This window comes from Methylorubrum rhodinum (assembly GCF_014199935.1).
GTDB classification, from domain to species: Bacteria; Pseudomonadota; Alphaproteobacteria; order Rhizobiales; family Beijerinckiaceae; genus Methylobacterium; species Methylobacterium rhodinum.
Genome location: NZ_JACHOP010000023.1, coordinates 48,864 through 69,397 on the forward strand (window position 1 = coordinate 48,864; position 20,534 = coordinate 69,397).

A 20,534-nucleotide genomic window follows, 5' to 3' on the forward strand; every position below is an offset into this window, starting at 1 on the left:
ATACGCTCCCGACCTTCGATGGGCTCCGCATAATGTAACATTATCACATCGCCAAGGGTGCGGGCCTACGATGCCACCCGAACATGGACAACCTGTCATGCGCCGGACACCCTGCGGTGAGGCGAGCTTGTCCATTCTCGTCGGGCTTCGGGGGAAGTGTCTTACGGGATGGAGGACATCCATGCTGAATCGACGAATGATGGGCGCTGCCGCGCTCGGGCTGATCGGGATCGGCTCGGTCGCTCTCGTGGCTCAGGCCAACGAGCGGCCCGACCCGTTCGCCCGCGGCCATATGCACGGCCGCTGGAACGCGCTCTCCCCGGAGGATCGAGCCGCCTTCACCGATGCCCGCATCGCCGCGCTCCGCACCGGGCTGAAGCTCACCCCCGATCAGGAGAAGCTGTGGCCGCCGGTCGAGGCCGCGATCCGCGATCTCGCCAAGCAGCGCGACGCGCAGCGGGCGGCGAGGCGCGAGCGCGGGCGCATGGTCGACGACGCCCCCGGCGCGCTGCGCGGCATGGCGGATGCGGCCAGTGCCCGCGGCGAGGCCCTGCGCAAGCTCGCCGACGCCACCACGCCGCTCTTCGCCACCCTGGACGACGGCCAGAAGCGCCGCGCCATGGTGCTCGCCCGGCCGCTGCGCCCCGGCGGCGAGGGCCGCGGCTGGCGCCACCGCCATGGCCCCGACCGTGAGTAATCTCGACCGCGCTTGATCCGAGGCCGTTGCGGCGGCAAACACCCGCGGGGAGCCCTACCGCTCTCCGCGGAAAAGACACGGATAAACATGGCGCGCCGGCCGCTCCTGAGGGGCGACACCCTTCCCCTGCTCGGCCGCCTCTGGCGCGAATGGCTGTCGCCGCATCGCGGCACGCTGGCCGTGGTGCTGGTGCTGATCGCCATCGTCGGCGCCGCGACCGGCCTCTACCCGGCGCTGATCAAGGCCGCCTTCGACGCCTTCGATCACAAGGACACCTCGGCGCTCGCCTACGGGCCGCTGATCGTCATCGCGGTGACCTCGGTGCGGGGCTTCGCCCTGTTCGGGCAGACGGTGCTGACCAACCGCGTCGTCACCCGCGTCGAGGCCGACATGCAGGCGGCGCTCTACGGCCATCTGATCGATTCCGACCTGGCGCAGCTCGGCCGCGAGAGCCCGGCCGCCTTCACCCAGCGCTTCACCACCGACTTCGCCTTCATCAAGGAGGCGCTGACCCGCATCTCGACGGTGCTGCTGCGCGACCTCGCCATGCTGATCGCGCTGGTGATCGCGCTGATCTGGATGGACCCGCTGCTGACGCTGGCCGCCGCTGTCACCGTGCCCTTCGTCGCCGGGCCGATCGGCCGGATCGGCAAGAAGCTGCGCCGGGTCTCGACCACGACGCAGGAGCAGATGGGCGCCACCGCGAGCCTCATCACCGAGAGCCTGCAGGGCGCCCGCGTCGCCAAGACCTACGCGCTGGAGGGCTACCTCAAGGGCCGGGCGACGGAGGCGCTGGACGAGGTACGCCGCCTCAAGATGAAGGCCGCCAACGCCCGCGGCCGGCTCGATCCGCTCCTCGAAGTCGGCGGCGGCTTCGCGGTGGCCGGGGTGCTGGTGCTGGTGGGCCAGCGGGTGATGTCGGGCGACCGGACGGTCGGCGACTTCACCGGCTACGTCGCCGCCCTCCTGCTCGCGGCCCAGCCGGCCCGCGCGCTCGGCACCCTGAACGCGATCCTGCAGGAGGCGGCCGCCGCGCTCACCCGCTACTTCGCCCTGATGGACGAGGCGCCGACCATCCGCGAGAAGGCGGACGCGCGTCCGCTCAGCGTCACGCGCGGCGAAATCCGGTTCGAGGGTGTCCATTTCCGCTATCGCCCAGACGCGCCTGCGTTGGAAGGCATCGACCTCGTGGTGCCCGCGGCCTCGACCACGGCGCTGGTCGGGCGTTCCGGCTCGGGAAAATCCTCGCTCCTCAACCTCGTGCCGCGGCTGCACGACGTCATGGAGGGCCGCGTCCTGATCGACGGGCAGGATTTGCGCGACGTGACGCTGGCCTCGCTTCGCGCCCACGTGGGGGTGGTGTCGCAGGAAGTGGTGCTGTTCGACGACACGGTGGCGGCCAATATCGGTTTCGGCCGTCCCGGCGCCTCGCGGGCCGAGATCGAGGAAGCCGCCCGCGCGGCCGCCGCCCACGGCTTCATCGAGCGGCTGGGCGAGGGCTACGAGTTCCGCGTCGGCCCGAGCGGCGGGCGCCTGTCGGGGGGGGAGCGCCAACGCATCTCGCTCGCCCGCGCCTTCCTCAAGGACGCGCCGATCCTGCTCCTCGACGAGGCGACCTCGGCGCTCGATTCCGAATCCGAGCATCTCGTGCAGGCGGCCCTGGAGCGGCTGATGCGGGGCCGGACCACCCTCGTCATTGCCCACCGCCTCTCGACCGTGCGCGAGGCCGGCCGCATCGCCGTGCTGGAAGCCGGCCGCGTGGTCGAACTCGGCCGCCACGACGAACTGGTGGCGGCGGGCGGCACCTATGCGCGCCTGCACAGGCTGCAGTTGTCGGACGACTCAGGCGCAGTCAGGGCTGGCGCCGATCCGGCGTGATGCTAAGCTCACGCTTCGATGAGCCTGATCGACAACGAGCAGACGAAGCTCTGGTTTGTCTTGCCGCATCGGCTTTTTCCGAAAGCCGGGACCGCCTTTCGGGCCGATGCTCTGGCCACCGCGCTGAACACCGCGGCGACCTCTTGCTTCACGGTGGGGATCGCGACGCCGATCGCGGGGTATCTGTACAATGTCGGCGGTTTGCGAACGGCGCTGCCGTTGTGGGTTCTCGCCGGAGGGCTCGTCGCTTGGTTCGCGGCGGCCGTCGTCCCACATTTGAGCGCTCGTCGGGTTTTGAGGAGGCTGCGTGTATGAACGAGTACGCGATCCTGGCCTTCGTGGTGACGCCGCTCTTCGTCGTCGCGATGGGCTACGCCGCCGTTCGTCTCCACGAATGGGACCTCGACCGCCGCCACCGCAACGACCCGGCCGAGTGAACGGTCCGCCCGCGAAAGTGATCCGGCCGCTGCCACCGGCACCGCCCCTCGTGCGTCTCCCTTCCGGACAAGACGGAGACGCCGCATGACACCCGCACTCTTCGGACGCACCGCCGCGGGCGAGGCGGTCACCCGCCACGCGCTGGTGCGCGGGACGATGCGGGTCGAGATCATCACCTACGGCGCGGCGATCACCGCCATCAAGGTGCCGGACCACGACGGGCGATCCGCCAACGTCGTGCTCGCCCTCGATTCGGTCGAGGCCTACGAGACGGTGAGCCCTCATTTCGGCGCGGTGGCGGGCCGCTACGCCAACCGCATCGCGGGCGGGCGCTTCGCCCTCGACGGTCGGTCCTACACGCTCCCGGTCAACGCCCCGCCCAACACCCTGCACGGCGGCTCCGCCGGGTTCGGCAAGCGCAACTGGCGCGTCGCCGCCGCCGATGCCACGCGGTTGGCGCTCGCCCGGCGCAGCCCGGACGGGGAGGAGGGATTTCCGGGCGACCTCGATGTCGAGGTGGTCTACAGCCTGCCCGAGGACGGCACCCTGCGGATCGACTACCGCGCCTGGAGCGACGAGCCGACGGTCGTGAACCTGACCAATCACAGCTACTTCAACCTCGCCGGCGAAGGTTCCGGCGACGTGTTCGGCCACGAGGTCACTGTCTTCGCCGACGCCTTCACGCCGACCGACGCGACCCAGGTCCCGACAGGAGAGATCCGCCCGGTGGAGGGCACGCCGTTCGACTTCCGTGAGCCGGCCCGGCTCGGCGCCCGCATCCGCACGGGCGACCCGCAGATCGTGATCGCCAAGGGCTACGACCACAATTTCGTGCTGCGCGGGCCCGCCGACACTCTGCGCCCGGCGGCGACCTGCACCGATCCGGTGAGTGGGCGGCGCCTGGAGGTCGCGACCACGCAGCCCGGCTTGCAACTCTACACCGGCAACAACCTCGACGGCACGCTGGTCGGTCCCTCCGGCCGCACCTACCGCTCCGGCGACGGCGTCTGCTTCGAGACGCAAGGATTTTCCGACGCCCCGAACCGGCCGGAGTTTCCGAGCACCGTGATCCGGCCGGGGCAGCGGTTCGTGTCGAGCACGACGTATCGTTTTTCGACGGTGTGACGGCGACCTTCTCTTGCGCTTCCGACGACACGCGCCGTCGACACGAGGCGAAGCCGAAGCGATCCGGAATGCGACGGTCACGAAATTGGTTCGACATCTTCGAAAGGATTGATTTCAATCAACGCCGCGATCTTGTCCGACCGTGCGGAGCCCTGGATTGCCGACGCCTGCGTCTCGCAGTGACGATGTGGCGTTGCCTGCGCCGCGACAGCGAGCCTGAGCGACGCCGCTCTGCCGACCGGACCGACCGCGTCCCGATCCCTGCGACGCAGTGGCGCCGTCCTTGACATCCCACCACCGTGATCCGAAATTTCTGTCATGACCGAAATTTCGGATACGCCCCAAAAACTTCCTGCCGCCGTCGAGCGCTTCGTGCTGCACTGGGGCGATCTCGGCGGGCAGTGGGGGGTGAACCGCTCGGTCGCGCAGATCCACGCGCTGCTCTACCTGTCGGACCATCCGCTCGCCGCCGAGGACATCGCCGGCACGCTCGGCATCGCCCGCTCCAACGTCTCGACCTCGCTCAAAGAGTTGGCCGGCTGGCATCTGATCCGGCGGGTGCCGGTGCTGGGCGAGCGGCGCGACTTCTACGTCGCCGAGACCGACCTGTGGGAGATGGTCACCCGTATCGCCGCGGGGCGGAAGGAGCGCGAGATCGATCCGGCCATCGTGGCTCTGCGCGCCTGCGTGGCGGAGGCGAAGGGCGACCCTACCGTCGGCGCGGTGGCCAACCGCCGCCTCAAGGCGATGCTCGACTTCACCGAGACGCTCGACGGCTGGTACGCGCAGATGCTGCGGGTGCCGCACAACACGCTGGCGAAGCTGATTCGCCTGGGCGCCGGAATCGTGCGCTACCTGCCGGTCAAATAGGGGGAGGAGATCGCGGACCTTTCAGCCCGCGAGCAAATGCCCGCTCGGCCGGTCGGACCCCCAGATCTTTTCGAGGTTGTAGAAGCCGCGCACCTCGGGGCGAAAGATGTGGACGAGCACGTCGCCCGCGTCGATCAGCACCCAGTCGCAGGCCGGAAGGCCCTCGACGCGGGCGTTGCCGAAGCCCCGATTCTTCATCTCCTGAATGATCTTGTCGGCGATCGAACCGACATGGCGCTGCGAGCGGCCGGAGGCGATGATCATGGTGTCGGCGAGCGAGGTCTTGCCGACGAGGTCGATCTCGACGGTCTCCTCGGCCTTCATCTCGTCGAGGCAGCCGAGGGCAAGGGCCTTGAGGGCGCCGGACGCGGCGACTTGCGTATCGGAGCCGGTGGCTCCCTGGGAAAGGTGCGCGGACAGGGTCTCGGTTTCCGTCAATCAGCTGTGGCGACACCGCCACGAGCCGAAATTGGCCGCTTTCGACCATCTTTTCAAGCGTGCGCAACGCTCTACAGGCATCCGCTCGACGGCATGACCCGGCTTTCCGGCCCGTCATGGGCGTCGATCACGGTAAGCGGACACTCGACACCGATCCGCTCCGCGTCCGAGCAGCCTTCCGTCAGCGCGAGGTCGCCGCACCGTTGTGCCGGCTGTTGGGGTTCGTCGCGTCGGTCACGCCGGAACCTGCACTGGCCGCGGGAAGGTCGTTATTCGGCCTTTTCGACAGGCTCCCCGGCCGGGTTCCAACACCCAGGGCTCCCGTCCTGACTTCAGGATCGAGATCCTGCTTCCATGCCGTCTCGGCCAGGGACACGGTCGACGACCCGATGAGAAGCGGTACAGCCGGCCGTATCACAGGCTCTCCTGCCTGGATTCTTCTTACGCTAATAGGCACGGCGCCACGGGAGATGGGCGGCGGACGTCCCCGCCTGCCGCCCACCCTGGATCGCCGGTCCGTCACGCGAACTCGGCACCGAGGGCCTCGGGGCAGCTCGACCTTGGCTGATCGTCGCCTCAAGCCCTCGCGTCGGTCAGCGACGGGGCCCGCCGGTGGTCTGCCCGTACTGACGCGCGGCCGGACGCCGGGACGGCATGCTCGCGTTGCCGGCGTTGGTACTGCTGCGCCGCATCCGGTGCCGCTTCATCCGCACCGGCTCGAAGAGGCCGCCGTGATCGGTGCCGAGGCCACTCGACACGGTAATCGGGGCGGCGCTAACCGGTCCCGCCGCGGTGAGGCCGCCGAGGCCGGCCAGGACGGCGGCGGCGAGAAGCGTCGTCTTCATCGTCTCTCTCCCTATCGATGATCGGTCGATCAGCTCTTCTTCTTGGAATATTCGAACTTCGGCGCGTTCTTGAGGGTGTCCTTGTCCGTGTCCACGTAGACGGCCCACTTTCCGTCGGCGTTGTGGATCGCGACGCTCGACGGATCGAGGACGACGTAGCTCTCACCGAGTCCCAGGAAGCCTCCGACGCTGACGACGACGCCGGTGATGGTCCTGCCGTTCTCGATCGCCAGATCCTCGACCTCGCCCACCGTTTCCTTCTTGTTGTTGTAGACCGTCGTACCGATGAGCTTCGACGACATCACGTCGGCCGGCTTGACGGTGGCGTACTTGATTTTGACGGTGGCCGTGTTGGCCATCTTCATGCCCGCCTCGGCGCCGGCCACCGGTGCGGCGTTGTCCTGGGCCAAGGCCGGGACGGTGAGGCAGGCGAGCGTCAGGGCTGCGAGAGTCGGACGGCGCATCGTCGATTCCTGAATTATCACGGGATATAAAGATCGGAGCAGTCGAAAACCGGAAGTGAGGAAGTCCTGCCTCCGGTTCGAAGCACGTCCGCTTCTCGATCTGCCCGGCCACAACGACTTTATCCGTCATTCGTTCAGCGATTCCTCGAAAAATTCGGACGCTGCTTGTCATTCCGTTCGGCTCGTCGCCGTAGGCCGGCGATGGAACGATGGACGGCGCCGGACATTGCTGGAGCAGGCACGACTTTATCCCTGCAAGGAATGTCCAGACCCGTGGTTGCTCGCAGATTCGGCGCGGCACGCGCTTTCGCAACGGCGATGCTTGTTCTCGGCCCGGCATCGACCGCTCCCGCCCTCGGGCAGTCGGCCGCCAGTCGCATCGACCAGCCGACACCCGCCACCCTTCCTCCGGACGTGTCGACGGCTCCGGGGGACACGCAGCGAGAGACGGGGAAGACCGATCCGGTTTCCCCGCCCGGCGCGCTCCAGTCGTCGACTGACGTGATGGAATCCGGGAAGTCGGTTCAAGGTCGTGACGGCGCGGATCGGATCAACCCGCTTCAGCACCTTCCCAAGGACATGCGCTGACAGTTGCCCCCGTCACGCTCCGGCCTCTCCCCTCTCGCGCAAAGCCGTCGAGGACAGGTCCGAGCGGGGACCGTGCAGGAGGGTCCAGGCCGGCGCCGGACGGGATGCGAGCGAGGCGGCTTCCGCCTCGGGGATCCGGGCCTTCCGGAAGGCTTGCGCCGCCCGCGCCCGCGGGGCCGTCAAGGTGTGGCCCGGCCGGTCGATCACGGCGACCGGCAGCAGCGAGAGGATCGCCTCGAAGCGGCGCCAGCGATGGAAGGTGGCGAGCGAATCCGCTCCCATGATCCAGACAAAGCGCAGCGTCGGTCGGCGCCGGACCAGCCAGCGTAGCGTCTCGACCGTGTAGGCGGTGCCGATCTCGGCCTCGAAGCCGGTGACGGCGATGCGCGGATCGGCGGCGAGCGCGCGGGCGCGCGCCATCCGTTCCTCCAGCGGGGCCAGCACGCCGCGGTCCTTGAGCGGGTTGCCGGGGGTCACGAGCCACCACACCCGGTCGAGCCGCAACCGCCGCAGGGCGGTCCGGCTGACGTGGAGATGACCCTCATGGGCCGGGTTGAACGAACCCCCGTAGAGGCCGATCCGCAGGCCCGGAGCGGCCGGCGGCAGACCGTGTTTCACGCGTTGAAACGGACGATCACGGCCGGGTCTGGCCGCTGCCGTGGACGCGGTACTTGAAGGTCGTGAGTTGCTCGACGCCCACGGGGCCGCGGGCGTGCATCCGGCCCGTGGCGATGCCGATCTCGGCGCCGAAGCCGAACTCGCCGCCGTCCGCGAACTGGGTCGAGGCATTGTGGACGACGATCGCCGAATCGACCTCGTTGAGGAAGCGGGTGGCGGCATCAACGTCGTCGGTGATGATCGCGTCGGTATGGTGCGAGCCGTTGGCCTCGATATGGGCGATGGCCGCGTCCAGCCCGTCGACCACGCGGGCCGAGATGATCGCGTCGAGATACTCGGTGCGCCAGTCGGCCTCGCTCGCCTGCGTCACCCGCGGGTCGGCGAGGCGGACGGTCTCGTCGCCGCGCACCGCGCAGCCGGATTCCAGCAGCGCCTCGATCAGCGGCTTGAGGTGGGTCCTGGCGACCGCGGCATCGACCAGCAGCGTCTCGGCGGCGCCGCAGATGCCGGTGCGGCGCATCTTGCTGTTGAGGAGCACGGTGCGGGCCATGCCAAGATCGGCGGCGGCCGCGACGTAGACGTGGCAGATGCCGTCGAGATGGGCGAAGACCGGCACCTTGGCCTCGGACTGGACCCGCTCGACGAGGCTGCGCCCGCCACGGGGCACGATCACGTCGACGCAGCCGTCGAGGCCGGTGAGCATCAGGCCGACCGCCGCGCGGTCGCGGGTCGGGACGAGCTGGATCGCGTCGGCGGGCAGGCCGGAGCGGGACAGCCCCTCGCTCATCGCCGTGGCGATGGCGGTGGCGGTGCGGTGCGAATCCGATCCGGCGCGCAGGATCGCGGCGTTGCCGGCCTTGAGGCAGAGCGCGCCGGCATCCGCCGTGACGTTCGGGCGGCTCTCGAAGATCACGCCGACGACGCCGAGCGGCACCGAGATGCGCTCGATCAGGAGACCGTTCGGCCGCTCGAAGGCGGCGAGCTGGCGCCCGACCGGATCGGGCAGGCCCGCGACCTTCTCCACCGCCTCGGCGATGGCCGAGACGCGGCCCTCGTCCAGCGTCAGCCGGTCGATGATCGAGGGCGTGAGGTCCGCCGCCTTGGCGGCCGTGACGTCGCGGGCGTTCTCGCGCAGGATCGTCGGCGCGGCGCCGCGGATGCTCTCGGCCACCGCGCGGAGCGCGAGGTCCTTGGCCTGGGCGGAGGCGAGCGCGATGCCGCGGCTCGCCGCACGCGCGCGCCGGCCGATCTCGGCCATCTGGGTCGCGAGGTCGTCGGCACCCGCAAAATCGGACTTGAGGTTCAGGACCGGCACCGTTCCCGCCTCCCTTCTGATCGTCTCGTGAGGTCCATATGGACCGATCTGCGCCCCTTTGCACACCGCGCGGGGATTGAACAAGCGCGCCCGACGCGTTGCCGGCACGATATTTCATCGCACCGACGAAAATAGCGCGATATCTCCGGTCAGGCGCCGACCATGGCGAGGTCGTCGCGGTGGATCATCTCGGTGCGTCCCGGCTGGGCCGCGCTCGCGGCGATGTCGCGGCTGGAGCGGCCGATGATCGCGACGGCCTCGGCGCTGTCATAGTTGACGAGGCCGCGGCCGAGCACGCGCCCCTCGGGACCGCGGATCAGCACGGCGTCGCCCTTGGCGAAGCGGCCCTCGATTCCCGTGACGCCCACCGGCAGCAGGCTCGCCCCGCCCTCCAGGGCACGGGCGGCGCCGGCATCGACGATGAGCGTGCCCGACGGCTCCAGCGCCCCCGCGATCCAGGTCTTTCGCGCGGCCGTCGGCGTCGAGCCCGACAGGAACCACGTGCAGCGCCCGCCCTCGCGGATGGTGCGCAGCGGGTTCTTCCGGCGCCCGTCGGCGATGACCATGTGGGTGCCGCCGCTGGCGGCGATCTTGGCGGCCTCGACCTTGGTGCGCATGCCGCCCCGCGACAGCTCCGAGGCCGGGCCGCCGGCCATCGCCTCGATCTCCGGCGTCACCCGCTCGACCACGGGCAGGTGCCGGGCGCTCGGGTCGGTGTGGGGCGGGGCAGTGTAGAGCCCGTCGATGTCGGAGAACAGCACCAGCACGTCGGCGCCGATCATGGTGGCGACGCGAGCGGCGAGCCGGTCGTTGTCGCCGTAGCGGATCTCGATGGTCGCCACCGTGTCGTTCTCGTTGACGACGGGGACGGCGCGGACTTCCAGCAGCTTCTGGACGGTCGCCCGCGCGTTGAGGTAGCGGCGGCGCTCCTCGGTGTCCTTCGGGGTGACGAGCACCTGACCGGCGACGATGCCGTGATGGCCGAGCACCTCGGTCCAGTGGCGGGCGAGCGCGATCTGCCCGACGGCGGCCGAGGCCTGACTCTCCTCCAGCCGCAGCGGGCCCGGCGGAAGGCCGAGCACGGTGCGGCCGAGCGCGATCGCGCCCGAGGAGACCACGAGGACATCGACGCCCCGCGCATGCAGGTCGGCGATGTCCTCGGCGAGCGCGGCGAGCCACGCGTGGCGCAGGCGGCCGCGGGCGCTGTCGACGAGCAGGGCGGAGCCGACCTTCACGACGACGCGGCGGAACTCTTCGAGGGCGGGCGGCTGGAGCACGGTCATGACGGGGCGACGCGATGAAGACGCCGTTGCTGTGCCCCAAGCGGGCGGCATTGACCAGACGGCGGCGGCGCATGGGGCCCGGTTGCAATGCGACAATCCGGTTTTCCCTTCGCGGCACAAATGCGTACAAAGCCGTGAGGCCGACCGCCGCCCGCCGGGGCCGCGGCGTTTGCCGGAGGGGACCGTTGCCCGACATTCGTGCCTGGGACAGCCTGCTTCGGGATCGGCGCATCCTCGTCGTCGAGGACGATTACTTCTGGGCGGACGAGCTCGGCGGCGGCCTGCGCCGTGCCGGCGCACTGGTCCTCGGCCCGACCGGCACGGTCGCCTCGGCGCTGGAACTGCTCGCGCCGGCGCCCGGCCTCGATGCGGCGGTGATCGACATGAACCTGCGCGGCGAGCGGGCCGACCCGGTGGCGGATCGTCTCTTGGCCTTGCGCGTGCCGGTGCTCCTCGTCACCGGCTACGAGTGTACGAGCCTGACCGAAACCCATGCGGGCCTGCCCTGCCTGGAGAAGCCGGTGGCGCTCGACGCCGTGTTCGGCGCGTTGAGCCGCCTGTTGCCGCCGCGATAGCCGGACCGGTCGAAGACCTTCCGTCATCCGGGTCGCCTCACCCCAACGTGAACCGGCCGGTTCCTGCGCATTTGGATCGGGAAGGAGCGGCACCGGGGATAGGCCGAGCCATGGACGTCGGACGTTGGGTCGCCCTCTACGTCGCCACAGTGGCGGGTGAGGACGCCGACGCTCTCGATCTTCACGCACCCATGTCCGTCCACGACCTCGACTCCGTCGAGATGGCGATGGAATTCGAGAAGGCGTTCACCTGCGAAGCCGATCCGGAGCAGTTCCCGCGCGGCGACCGCACGCTCGCCGAATTGATCGAGACTCTGCGTGATCGGCTGGCCGTTTGCGGCCCGAGCCTGTCGGGTGATCCGGCGAACCCGCTGTCGAGGCCCTGGTCCGCTCCCTGTCCGGCTCGATGTCCCGCCCGCCTTCAAGATGCTCATCGAGCATGCGTGCCGGCCGGCGCCCAGCGCCGTCGAGCGGCTCGCCGACACGGCGAGCCTTCCGCAGGAGCGCCTCGACACCTGCCGGGCCCTGATCGAGGCCGGCGAACTCGAACGCGCGGCCGGCGAACTCGCCGGGCGTGCCGGCGGCGCCCGGCAATCACTGGGTGCTGGAGATCAACAGTTCACCGGGGATCGGCGATGTCCTCCATCCCTGGAGCGGCGAACCGCAGGACGTGGGCGCGATGCTCGTCGCCTTCCTGCAGCGGCAGGCGGCGGCCCCGACGACGGCGCCCGCCGCCACGGCATCGCCGCGGCAATTGTAGGGCGGCAGGAGCCGGATACCTTGACCTCACCGATCGGATCGACTTCGCCTCGTCGCCGTCGCGCTCTTGCGCGAGACTGCGCCGACGTCGTCCGCAGCGGGCCGGGCGTCCTCTCCCCGTCGGCTCGCCGTTCCCGCCGCCGCGCATCGGTGTCGCCTCGCCGGTCGCGCCGCTCCGCGGCCGACGCATATCCGCCCTCGCGCAGGTGCGGGAACGCCGGCTTGACCGAAACGTTCGAACCGCGAACCGCACCGTCCCACGGGCGGCGAGCCGCTTCCTGACGGTCCGCCCCCGCGACGGGCGGCAACCCGACGGGAGTGCGCGCGGATGCAAATCGGCATGATCGGCCTCGGCCGGATGGGCGGCAACATCGTCCGCCGCCTCCTGCGCGACGGGCACACGGCCGTGGTGTTCGACCGCGACCCGGCGGCGGTCGAGAAACTCGCCAGCGAGGGCGCGACGCCCGCCGACAGCCTGGACGATCTCGTCGCGAAGCTGGAGAGCCCGCGCACCGCCTGGGTGATGCTGCCCGCGGGCGCCATCACCGAGGAGACGGTGGGCAAGCTCGGCGGGCTGATGCAGGCCGACGACTGCATCATCGACGGCGGCAACTCGTTCTATCAGGACGACGTGCGCCGCGCCCGCGACCTCGACGCCAAGGGCATCCACTACGTCGATGTCGGCACCTCCGGCGGCGTCTGGGGGCTGGAGCGCGGCTACTGCATGATGATCGGCGGCCACAAGGCGGCGGTCGACCGGCTCGATCCGATCTTCCGCACCCTGGCGCCGGGACTGGGCGACATCCCCCGCACGGTCGGCCGCGACGGGCGCGATCCGCGGGCCGAACTCGGCTACATCCACGCGGGCCCGAGCGGAGCCGGCCACTTCGTCAAGATGATCCACAACGGCATCGAGTACGGCCTGATGCAGGCCTATGCCGAGGGCTTCGACATCCTCAAGCACGCCAATTCCGAGCAGGTGCCGGAGGAGCGGCGCTTCGACCTCAACCTCGGCGACATCGCCGAGGTGTGGCGGCGCGGCAGCGTGGTCTCGTCCTGGCTGCTCGACCTCACCGCGACGGCGCTCGCGGGCGACGAGACGCTCGAGGACTTCTCTGGCTACGTCGAGGATTCCGGCGAGGGACGCTGGACCATCAACGCCGCCGTCGAGGAGGCGGTGCCGGCCACCGTTCTGTCGAGCGCGCTCTACCGCCGCTTCCGCTCCCGCGAGGATGCGAGCTACGCCGACAAGCTGCTCTCGGCCATGCGAAAGGGGTTCGGCGGACATCAGGAGCCGCCGCGCCGGGGGCCGACGCCGTGATCGCGCTTCCCCGCGACACCGAACTGATGGCGGATGCCGAGGCGACCGCCCGCGCGGCCGCCGAGCATCTGATCGAGATGGTGACGAGCGCGCCCGGCGAGCGCGCGGCAATCTGCCTGTCGGGCGGCTCGACCCCGAAGCGCCTCTACGCGCTGCTGGCCTCCCCCGGCTTCGTCGAGCGGGTGCCGTGGGAGCGCGTGCACTGGTTCTTCGGCGACGACCGGGTGGTGCCGTGGGACGATCCGCTCAGCAACGTCCGCATGGTCCGCGAGGCCTTCGGCCACGCCTCGCCCGTGCCGCCGACGCACCTGCACTTCATCCCCTCCGACGAGGGGGCGGAGATCGGCGCAAGCGCCTACGCGGCGACGCTGAAGACGTTCTACGGCGCCGACGCGCTCGACCCGGCGCGTCCCCTGTTCGATCTCGTCCTGCTCGGCCTCGGCAGCGACGGGCACACCGCCTCGCTGTTCCCGGGAAAGCCGGCACTCGCCGAGCGCGACGCCTGGGTCGCGCCGGTGCCGGAGGCCGGGATGGAGCCGTTCGTGCCCCGCATCACCCTCACCTTCCCGGCGCTCGCCTCCGCCCGCTCGGTGCTGTTTCTGGTCAACGGTGCGGGCAAGCGCGATCCGCTGCGGCGACTCGCGGCGGGCGAGGATCTGCCGGCCGCCCACGCGACGAGCGTCGGGCGGCTCTCGTGGTTCATCGATCGCGACGCGGCGGAGGCCTGAATTCCACCGGAGGTGGGCAGACGACGGGATTTCTTGCGGATTATCGCGCAAAAACCGCGACTTATCCTACGAATCGAGACCTCTGCCGCAATTTCGCCGCGGAGCTTGCCGGTTTGTGAATCCTTTCACCGACGGACCGAGAGGGGCGTGCCGTGTCGGGAAGGGAGTTCGCCGTCGAGCCGGATCGCTGGGCGCTGCCGCGCCGCCAGAGCGTTCGCCTGAGCCACAACCGGGTCCTGCCGGGGCCCCTGAAGTCGCTGCCGCGCCGTCGCACTCCGTCGGCCTGGCTCGCCGGTCTCGGTCTCGGCCTCGCCGGCCTGTCGCTCGCCGCCGCCCTCAGCCTGGCGCCCTGGCCGTCCGCCGAACCCGCCGCCGAACCCGCCGCCGATCCGGCCCCGGAGATCGTGACGAACGCTGCCGCGGAGGCGCCGTCGACGCCCCGCGTGGTGGGAGCGGCCGTGCTTCCGGCCCCCGTCGCCGCGCCTCCCGCCGCGGACGTCCCGGCAGCCGAGCCCCCGGCCCTCCGCACGGTCGCCGCCGAGCCGGCCGCGCCTCCGGCCGCCCCGCCGGTTCGGCCCCGCGCCGCGGCCCCGGCGCTCGATCTCGGCCAGTTGCCGGTCCTCGCCCTCGACGCGTCAGCCTTCGAGGCGCCGCCGGTCGCGGAGGCGCCGCGTCCGGCCGCCAAGGCGCCCGCACGGGCGCCGGCCCCCCGGCTCGCCGGCCAGCACTGACGCCCGCTTCCACCCGACTTGTGTCCGGTGGTGCGCCCTCCGAGCTTCGACTACGCTCGCGAAAGATCTCGGCGAGGGAGGCGTGGTGTTCAGACCGATCCGAGGTGGGCGGGCCTTGTGCGCCGGCGCGCTCGCGCTGCTCGCCCTGACGCGGCCCGTGTTCGCCGAGGACGGCGTCGCCACGGCGCTCGTCGTCTCGGTGGACGTCTCGGGCTCGGTCGACGAGACCCGCTACCACCTGCAGATGGAGGGTATCGCCGAGGCGCTGGAGGATCCGGCGGTGCTCGCCGCGATCCAGGGCAATTCCGGCGGCATCTACTTTGCGCTGGTGACCTGGGCCGACGGCGCGCGGCTGGCCGTCGACTGGCGCCGCATCGCCACGAAGGCGGACGCGGCGGCGACCGCCGTGCTGGTGCGCGCGGTGCCGCGGGTGCCGGGCGAATTCACCTGCGCCGGGCAGATGCTGCGGACGCTCTCGGCCAGCGTGGTGCCACGCCTGCCGGTCGCCGCCGACCGGGTGGTGGTCGACGTGTCGGGCGACGGCATCGACAATTGCAGCGACACGGACGCGATCCACACCGCGCGCGACGCCCTGCTCGCGGCGGGCACCACCATCAACGGCCTGCCGATCCTCGTACCGGGCGAGAACGACGTGGTCGGCGTCGGCGCCTATCGGGCCCCCGGTTACGGCCTGCGCGAGCTGCCGCGCCAGACCTATCGCGAGGGCACCACCCTCGACGCGTGGTACCGCGAGCACATCGTCGGCGGCCCTGGCCACTTCCTGCTGGCGGCCCGCGGATACGGCGACTTCGCCCGCGCGTTGCGGCAGAAATTCGTGATGGAGATCAGCGGGCTGGCGCCGGGGGAGACGGGGCGTGAGCCGAGGTCCGTGGCGAGCCGGTGAGAGCCGAGGGCTTCATCGACGCGTATTCCCACCCACGCCCACATCCTGAGTTGGCGGCGCGAAGCGGCGCCCTCGAAGGAGGGTTCCAGGGATCGCGCGCGGACTGGAGCGCTCCTTCGAGGCTGCTTCGCAGCACCTCAGGATGAGGGCGCGGGTGGGAGCACACCGCACAGCCGCCACGCTACTGAAAACGCTGCGTTATACCATTTTCGCAAGAACGGTATAACGCACCCCGCTCAGGCGAAGTGCTTCGACAGCTTCAGCCCCTGCGCCTGATAGTTCGAGCCGGCTCCCGCGCCGTAGAGCGTCGCGGGGCGCTCCAGCATGCGCTCGTAGACGAGACGGCCGACGATCTGGCCGTCCTCCAGCAGGAACGGTACGTCGCGGGAGCGCACCTCGAGCACCGCCCGCGCGCCCGCGCCGCCGGCCTCGCCGAGGCCGAAGCCCGGATCGAAGAAGCCGGCGTAGTGGACGCGGAACTCGCCGACCAGGGGATCGAACGGCACCATCTCGGCCGCGAAGTCGGCGGGCACGCGCACGGCTTCCTTGGAAGCCAGGATGTAGAACTGGCCCGGATCGAGGATCAGCGTGCGGGTGCCGTCGGCGGGCAGCTTCTCCCAGAACTCGGCGGTGCGGTGGGCGCCGGGGCGGTCCACGTCGATCAGGCCGGTGTAGCGCTTGGCGCGGTAGCCGATCAGCCCGCCGAAGCCCGACAGATCGACCGAGACGGCCACGCCCCCGTGCAGCGACGGGCTCGTGACATCGACCAGCGGGTCGCGGGCGTGGAGCGTGGTGAGGGCGTCGAGGGAGAGCCGCGGCTCGCCCCGGCGGAACCGTACCTGCGACAGCCGCGAGCCTCTCCGCACCCGCACCGGGAAGGTGCGCGGCGAGATCTCGGCGTAGAGCGGCCCGCGATAGCCGGCCTCGATCTGGTCGAAGGCGCTGGCGTAATCGGTGATGACGCGGGTGAACACGTCGATGCGGCCCGTCGAGCTTTTCGGGTTGGCCCCCGCACTGAGGTCGGCAGGCAGCGCGAGGCTTTCCTGAAGCTCGGCGATGTAGACGCAGCCCGTCTCCAGCACGGCGCCGTCGGTCAGGTCGATCTCGTGCAGCGACAGCGCCTCGATGCAGGCCGAGACCGGGCGCCCGCTGCCGGGCAGGAAGCTGGTGCGGACCCGGTAGGCGCGGGCGCCGAGGCGCAGGTCGAGGCTCGCGGGCTGAATTTGGTCGGGGGCGTAAGGGTTCGCGGGCAGGATCGCGCCGGATTCCGTCAGCGCGGCGATGCCCTGGGCCGCCAGGATGCCGCCACCCGTCTCGTCTCGGCTCATCGCCCCCTCCCCGTTCATCGTCCCCTCGCCTTCTCCTGCGCCGCCGCCCGCTCCGCCGCATCGAGGGCGATCACCGCCCGCGCGAGCGACAGCCGGGCGCAGGCCCCCATGGCGACGAGGCCGGCGAGCGCCGAGGCGAGCAGCGGGAACAGGTCCGGCCGCAGCCACGCGCCCAGCGCAACGAGGAGGCCGCCGAGCCAGACCGCGTTGCCGAGCATCAGCAGCGGCGAGGCGACGCCCCGGAATTCGGCATCGACGCCGGTGCGACCTTGCGCGAGGCGGACAGTGAGCCGGGCGGCGGCGTCGAGCGCCAGCGCGATGCCGAGCGCCAGCGCGGCCCAGGCGTTCTGCGCCGGGTGCCACCACGCGAACAGCAGGGCGGGCGAGACCGTGAGGAGCGGGCCGAGGGCGGCGCGGAACGCCTCGGCGAGCGGCGGGCGCCGCAGGGCGGCGGCATTCGCAAGCTTCGGCGAGGCGTTCGGCAAGGTCTCTCCGCCGGCTGATCCGGCCAGTCGTCCGACGGTGAACGCCGCGATTGACGGGATTTCGGGCGCCACGTACCACGACCCGACGCAGATGTCGCGTCGCGGCCTGCCCGTCGTCCACGGAGACGTTTTCACGCGATGTACAAGGCCGAGACGCGCGGCATCACGGTGACGGTGGAGCCCCGCTTCGTCGAGGAGGAATCCTCGCCGGGGGAGAGCCGCTATTTCTTCGCCTACACCGTCGAGATCGTGAACAACGGCAGCGAGCAGGTGCAGCTGCGCTCCCGCCACTGGCGCATCATCGACGGGCGCGGGGCCTGTCAGGAGGTGCGCGGCGCGGGCGTCGTCGGCAAGCAGCCGGTGCTCGAGCCGGGCCAGTCCTTCAGCTACACCAGCGGCTGCCCGCTCACGACGCCGGACGGGCTGATGGCCGGCAGCTACACCATGGCGACGATGGCCGGCGAGAGCTTCGAGGCGGAGATCCCGGCCTTCTCCCTCGACTCGCCGCATATGCGCCGCGTCGTCCACTAGGATGAGTGGAGAGCGCCTGAGTCCGCTCGAATGGCTGGAGCGGCTCGTCGCCTTCGACACCGAGAGCTCGAAGTCGAACATCGCGCTCATCGATTCCGTGGCCGGTTACCTCGACGGTTGGGGCGTGCCGTATGTCCGCGTGCCGAACGCGGCCGGCGACAAGGAGGCCCTGTTCGCGACCCTCGGGCCGAAGATCGACGGCGGCGTCGTGCTGTCGGGCCATACCGACGTGGTGCCGGTGACCGGGCAGGCCTGGACCACCGATCCCTTCACGCTCCGCGTCGCGGACGGAAAGGCCTACGGCCGCGGCGCCGTCGACATGAAAGGGTTCGACGCGCTGGCGCTCGCCCTGGTGCCCGACGCGCTCGCCGCCGACCTCAGGCGGCCGATCCACATCCTGCTCTCCTACGACGAGGAGACGACCTGCCTGGGCGTGGCCGACACCATCGCCCGCTTCGGCGCCGACCTGCCGCGGCCGGGCGCCGTCATCGTCGGCGAGCCGACGGGGATGCAGGTGGCCGACGCCCACAAGAGCATCGTCACCTATCACACCACCGTCCACGGCCACGAGGCGCATTCGGCCAAGCCGATGCTCGGCGCCAACGCCGTGATGGCGGCGGCCGACCTGATCGCCGAGCTGAACCGCATCGCCGACGCGATGGTGGCCCGCGGCGACGCCTCCGGCCGGTTCGATCCGCCCAACACCACCGTCCATGTCGGCACGATCCAGGGCGGCACCGCCCGCAACATCCTGCCCAAGCTCTGCGCCTTCCACTGGGAGTTCCGCGGCCTGCCCGACCTCGACATGGGCGAGATCCCTTCCCTGTTCGAGACCGCCTGCGCGCGGGTGACCCGCGAGCGGCTGAACCGCTACGGCGCGTACGGGCGCATCGAGACGGTGGAGGAGGTGGCGGTGCCGGGGCTCGCCCCCGATCCGGGCTCGGAGGCCGAGCGGCTGGCGCTCCGGCTGGCGCAGCGCAACCGGACGATCTCGGTGCCCTACGCGACGGAGGCCGGGCGCTTCCAGGGGGCCGGCATCCCGACGGTGGTGTGCGGGCCGGGCTCGATCGATCAGGCGCACCAGCCGGACGAGTATATCGACCTCGACGAGTTGGAGCGTGGCCAGGCCTTCATGCGCCGGCTGCTGGCGGATTGCGCCGCCTGATGCCGGTCGGCGCCGCCGCGGACGATAGCGGGCGGGACCCGCCGCCGAACGGCCGGTTATCCCCGGACTTATCCCCGCTGTTCAGGCCAGCATGTAGGCCAGCAGCGAGCGCAGTTGCGCCGGCTTGATCGGCTTGTGGACGAGCTCGGCGCCGTGCGCGCGGGCGTGCCGCTCGATGTCGGCGCTGTGGTCGGCGGTGGTGAGGATGACCGGGGTGACCCAGCCCTTGTTGCGGCGCAGGTAATCGACCACGTCGAAGCCGCAGGCGCCGTGGTCGAGATGGTAGTCGATCACCATCACGTCGGGCCGGCCGAGCCCCTCCCCCAGGGCCGTCACGACGCCCGCGAGGTCGGCGAAGGTGCGCACCTCCGCGTCCCAGTTGCGCAGGAGGCGCTGCAAGGCTTCGGCCGTCGAGGCGTCGTTCTCGATGACCAGGACGCGGGCCCCGGTGAGCGTGGTGGCGAGCGGCGCGAAGCGCACCTGCGCGTCGGGACGCTGAGCCGCGACCGGCAGGGTGAGGCTCAGGCGCGTGCCGTGGCCGACCCGCGAATGCAGGGCGATGTCGTGGCCGAGCGTCGAGGCCATGCGCTGGACGATCGACAGGCCGAGTCCGAGGCCGACGCCGCCGTCCTCCCCCTCGCGCCCGCCGCGGTAGAATTCCTCGAAGACGAGCGCCCGCTCGTGCTCGGGGATGCCGCGGCCGGTATCGACCACCTCGATGCGGCAGGTTTTCGGCCCGCGGCGGCGCGCGGCGATCAGCACGCCGCCGCGCTCGGTGTAGCGGATCGCGTTGGAGACGAGGTTCTGCAGGATGCGCTGCAAAAGGACGCCGTCGGTCTCGACCGCGATGTCGTCGCAGCGGGTGACGAGGCGCAGTTCCTTGCGCTCGGCGAAGGGCCGGAAGCTCGCCTCGATGCCGGCCACGAGATCGGCGAGCCGCACCGGCTTGATCACGGGGCGCACCACGCCCGCGTCGAGCTTCGAGATGTCGATGAGCGCCTTGATCAGGTCCTCGATCGTCTCCAGCCCCCGCTCGACCTGCCGGGCGATGGTCTGCGCCTCGGGGCCCGCCGCCAGATCCGCGAGCGCCGAGAGCGAGAGCCGGGCGGCGTTGAGCGGCTGGAGCAGGTCGTGGCTCGCCGCCGCGAGGAAGCGGGTCTTGGAGCGGTTGGCGGTCTCGGCCTCTTCCTTGGCCGCCTGCAGCGCCTCGTTCGAACGCTCCAGGCTGTGCATCAGCGCGGTGAGTTCCTCGGTGCGGGCGCGGACGCGGCCCTCCAGCATGATCGCGGTCTGGAACAGCGAGTAGGCGCCGCCCTGCTGGTCCATGGTCCGTTCGACATGGGCCATCAGCGCGGCGTTGATGCGCTCCAGCTTGTCCACCCGCCGGCTCAGGGACTCGACCGGGTCGGGCTCTGGATCGGTCCACGGGGTCGGTCGGTTCATGGCCG

General features: G+C 70.8%; 23 protein-coding genes. 14 read left to right on the forward strand and 9 right to left on the reverse strand.

Annotation, left to right across the window (positions count from 1 at the left end):
- The first annotated feature begins 181 nt into the window (after positions 1-181).
- The 6 genes from HNR00_RS20430 to HNR00_RS20450 all read left to right on the forward strand — a co-directional run bounded on the left by HNR00_RS20430 (position 182) and on the right by HNR00_RS20450 (position 5,008).
- A complete protein-coding gene (locus HNR00_RS20430; protein WP_246390841.1) occupies positions 182-697 on the forward strand; it encodes a Spy/CpxP family protein refolding chaperone in 516 nt (171 codons plus the stop codon).
- Positions 698-784: 87 nt separating this feature from the next.
- Positions 785-2,575, forward strand: coding sequence for an ABC transporter ATP-binding protein (locus HNR00_RS20435; RefSeq protein ID WP_183572483.1), 1,791 nt, complete (start codon positions 785-787; stop codon positions 2,573-2,575).
- 18 nt (positions 2,576-2,593) lie between these two features.
- On the forward strand, positions 2,594-2,890 hold the full coding sequence (locus HNR00_RS20440; protein WP_183572485.1) for a hypothetical protein: 297 nt from the start codon (positions 2,594-2,596) through the stop codon (positions 2,888-2,890).
- Positions 2,887-3,012, forward strand: a complete 126-nt coding sequence (locus HNR00_RS25870; protein ID WP_281383339.1) for a hypothetical protein — start codon at positions 2,887-2,889, stop codon at positions 3,010-3,012. The genes HNR00_RS20440 and HNR00_RS25870 overlap by 4 nt, the downstream gene beginning before the upstream one ends.
- An 85-nt stretch (positions 3,013-3,097) precedes the next feature.
- Complete coding sequence (locus HNR00_RS20445) at positions 3,098-4,138, forward strand: aldose epimerase family protein (protein WP_183572487.1); 1,041 nt, start codon at positions 3,098-3,100, stop codon at positions 4,136-4,138.
- Positions 4,139-4,456: 318 nt separating this feature from the next.
- Entirely contained in the window at positions 4,457-5,008 is a 552-nt protein-coding gene (locus HNR00_RS20450; protein ID WP_183572489.1) for a GbsR/MarR family transcriptional regulator, read from the forward strand.
- 21 nt (positions 5,009-5,029) lie between these two features.
- On the opposite strand, the gene rsfS is transcribed toward HNR00_RS20450, so the two are convergent.
- The 6 genes from rsfS to proB all read right to left on the reverse strand — a co-directional run bounded on the left by rsfS (position 5,030) and on the right by proB (position 10,559).
- On the reverse strand, positions 5,030-5,446 hold the full coding sequence (rsfS, locus tag HNR00_RS20455; protein WP_281383340.1) for a ribosome silencing factor: 417 nt from the start codon (positions 5,444-5,446) through the stop codon (positions 5,030-5,032).
- A 593-nt stretch (positions 5,447-6,039) separates the two neighbouring features.
- A complete protein-coding gene (locus HNR00_RS20460; protein WP_183572492.1) occupies positions 6,040-6,291 on the reverse strand; it encodes a hypothetical protein in 252 nt (83 codons plus the stop codon).
- A gap of 29 nt (positions 6,292-6,320) precedes the next feature.
- Positions 6,321-6,755: a PRC-barrel domain-containing protein gene (locus tag HNR00_RS20465; RefSeq protein WP_183572494.1), complete on the reverse strand. Its 435-nt coding sequence runs from the start codon at positions 6,753-6,755 to the stop codon at positions 6,321-6,323.
- Between the two features lie 600 nt (positions 6,756-7,355).
- Complete coding sequence (locus tag HNR00_RS20470; protein WP_183572496.1) at positions 7,356-7,961, reverse strand: nicotinate-nucleotide adenylyltransferase; 606 nt, start codon at positions 7,959-7,961, stop codon at positions 7,356-7,358.
- Between the two features lie 16 nt (positions 7,962-7,977).
- Positions 7,978-9,276 carry a glutamate-5-semialdehyde dehydrogenase gene (locus HNR00_RS20475; protein WP_183572499.1) on the reverse strand — a complete coding sequence of 433 codons (1,299 nt, stop codon included), beginning with the start codon at positions 9,274-9,276 and terminating at the stop codon, positions 7,978-7,980.
- 149 nt (positions 9,277-9,425) lie between these two features.
- Complete coding sequence (proB, locus tag HNR00_RS20480) at positions 9,426-10,559, reverse strand: glutamate 5-kinase (RefSeq protein ID WP_183572501.1); 1,134 nt, start codon at positions 10,557-10,559, stop codon at positions 9,426-9,428.
- Positions 10,560-10,744: 185 nt separating this feature from the next.
- Between proB and HNR00_RS20485 the strand changes: the two genes are divergently transcribed.
- From HNR00_RS20485 to HNR00_RS20510, 6 genes are all read left to right on the forward strand, one after another.
- Complete coding sequence (locus HNR00_RS20485) at positions 10,745-11,134, forward strand: response regulator (RefSeq protein ID WP_210306588.1); 390 nt, start codon at positions 10,745-10,747, stop codon at positions 11,132-11,134.
- Positions 11,135-11,735: 601 nt separating this feature from the next.
- Positions 11,736-11,894 (forward strand): hypothetical protein, encoded by a 159-nt coding sequence (locus tag HNR00_RS20490; RefSeq protein WP_183572503.1) that lies wholly within the window; start codon positions 11,736-11,738, stop codon positions 11,892-11,894.
- Positions 11,895-12,221: 327 nt separating this feature from the next.
- The gene (gene gnd, locus HNR00_RS20495) at positions 12,222-13,214 is read left to right on the forward strand and encodes a phosphogluconate dehydrogenase (NAD(+)-dependent, decarboxylating) (RefSeq protein ID WP_183572505.1); all 993 of its coding nucleotides are present in this window, start codon (positions 12,222-12,224) and stop codon (positions 13,212-13,214) included.
- Positions 13,211-13,942, forward strand: coding sequence for a 6-phosphogluconolactonase (gene pgl, locus HNR00_RS20500; protein ID WP_183572507.1), 732 nt, complete (start codon positions 13,211-13,213; stop codon positions 13,940-13,942). Before gnd ends, pgl begins: the two co-directional genes overlap by 4 nt.
- Positions 13,943-14,094: 152 nt before the next feature.
- The gene (locus tag HNR00_RS20505) at positions 14,095-14,673 is read left to right on the forward strand and encodes a hypothetical protein (protein WP_183572509.1); all 579 of its coding nucleotides are present in this window, start codon (positions 14,095-14,097) and stop codon (positions 14,671-14,673) included.
- An 85-nt stretch (positions 14,674-14,758) separates the two neighbouring features.
- Positions 14,759-15,577, forward strand: coding sequence for a DUF1194 domain-containing protein (locus HNR00_RS20510; protein ID WP_183572511.1), 819 nt, complete (start codon positions 14,759-14,761; stop codon positions 15,575-15,577).
- A 236-nt stretch (positions 15,578-15,813) separates the two neighbouring features.
- Here the strand turns inward: HNR00_RS20510 and HNR00_RS20515 are convergent, their stop codons facing one another.
- Both HNR00_RS20515 and HNR00_RS20520 read right to left on the reverse strand, forming a co-directional pair.
- Positions 15,814-16,905: a 2'-deoxycytidine 5'-triphosphate deaminase gene (locus HNR00_RS20515; protein ID WP_183572513.1), complete on the reverse strand. Its 1,092-nt coding sequence runs from the start codon at positions 16,903-16,905 to the stop codon at positions 15,814-15,816.
- A gap of 14 nt (positions 16,906-16,919) precedes the next feature.
- Positions 16,920-17,390 carry a hypothetical protein gene (locus tag HNR00_RS20520; protein ID WP_246390843.1) on the reverse strand — a complete coding sequence of 157 codons (471 nt, stop codon included), beginning with the start codon at positions 17,388-17,390 and terminating at the stop codon, positions 16,920-16,922.
- 138 nt (positions 17,391-17,528) lie between these two features.
- Here HNR00_RS20520 and apaG point away from each other — a divergent pair, with 138 nt between their 5' ends.
- Positions 17,529-17,921 (forward strand): Co2+/Mg2+ efflux facilitator ApaG/CorD, encoded by a 393-nt coding sequence (gene apaG, locus HNR00_RS20525; RefSeq protein ID WP_183572515.1) that lies wholly within the window; start codon positions 17,529-17,531, stop codon positions 17,919-17,921.
- A gap of 1 nt (position 17,922) precedes the next feature.
- The gene (argE, locus tag HNR00_RS20530; RefSeq protein ID WP_183572517.1) at positions 17,923-19,086 is read left to right on the forward strand and encodes an acetylornithine deacetylase; all 1,164 of its coding nucleotides are present in this window, start codon (positions 17,923-17,925) and stop codon (positions 19,084-19,086) included.
- Positions 19,087-19,167: 81 nt separating this feature from the next.
- Here the strand turns inward: argE and HNR00_RS20535 are convergent, their stop codons facing one another.
- Positions 19,168-20,529: an ATP-binding response regulator gene (locus HNR00_RS20535; RefSeq protein ID WP_183572519.1), complete on the reverse strand. Its 1,362-nt coding sequence runs from the start codon at positions 20,527-20,529 to the stop codon at positions 19,168-19,170.
- Between the last annotated feature and the right edge of the window lie 5 nt (positions 20,530-20,534).

Coding starts and splice junctions, on each gene's coding strand:
- argE (WP_183572517.1), top strand. CDS start 17,923: ATGAGTGGAGAGCGCCTGAGTCCGCTCGAATGGCTGGAGCGGCTCGTC.
- HNR00_RS20445 (WP_183572487.1), top strand. CDS start 3,098: ATGACACCCGCACTCTTCGGACGCACCGCCGCGGGCGAGGCGGTCACC.
- HNR00_RS20535 (WP_183572519.1), bottom strand. CDS start 20,529: ATGAACCGACCGACCCCGTGGACCGATCCAGAGCCCGACCCGGTCGAG.
- HNR00_RS20435 (WP_183572483.1), top strand. CDS start 785: ATGGCGCGCCGGCCGCTCCTGAGGGGCGACACCCTTCCCCTGCTCGGC.
- apaG (WP_183572515.1), top strand. CDS start 17,529: ATGTACAAGGCCGAGACGCGCGGCATCACGGTGACGGTGGAGCCCCGC.
- HNR00_RS20515 (WP_183572513.1), bottom strand. CDS start 16,905: ATGAGCCGAGACGAGACGGGTGGCGGCATCCTGGCGGCCCAGGGCATC.
- gnd (WP_183572505.1), top strand. CDS start 12,222: ATGCAAATCGGCATGATCGGCCTCGGCCGGATGGGCGGCAACATCGTC.
- HNR00_RS25870 (WP_281383339.1), top strand. CDS start 2,887: ATGAACGAGTACGCGATCCTGGCCTTCGTGGTGACGCCGCTCTTCGTC.
- HNR00_RS20460 (WP_183572492.1), bottom strand. CDS start 6,291: ATGAAGACGACGCTTCTCGCCGCCGCCGTCCTGGCCGGCCTCGGCGGC.
- HNR00_RS20450 (WP_183572489.1), top strand. CDS start 4,457: ATGACCGAAATTTCGGATACGCCCCAAAAACTTCCTGCCGCCGTCGAG.
- HNR00_RS20430 (WP_246390841.1), top strand. CDS start 182: ATGCTGAATCGACGAATGATGGGCGCTGCCGCGCTCGGGCTGATCGGG.
- proB (WP_183572501.1), bottom strand. CDS start 10,559: ATGACCGTGCTCCAGCCGCCCGCCCTCGAAGAGTTCCGCCGCGTCGTC.
- HNR00_RS20465 (WP_183572494.1), bottom strand. CDS start 6,755: ATGCGCCGTCCGACTCTCGCAGCCCTGACGCTCGCCTGCCTCACCGTC.
- HNR00_RS20440 (WP_183572485.1), top strand. CDS start 2,594: ATGAGCCTGATCGACAACGAGCAGACGAAGCTCTGGTTTGTCTTGCCG.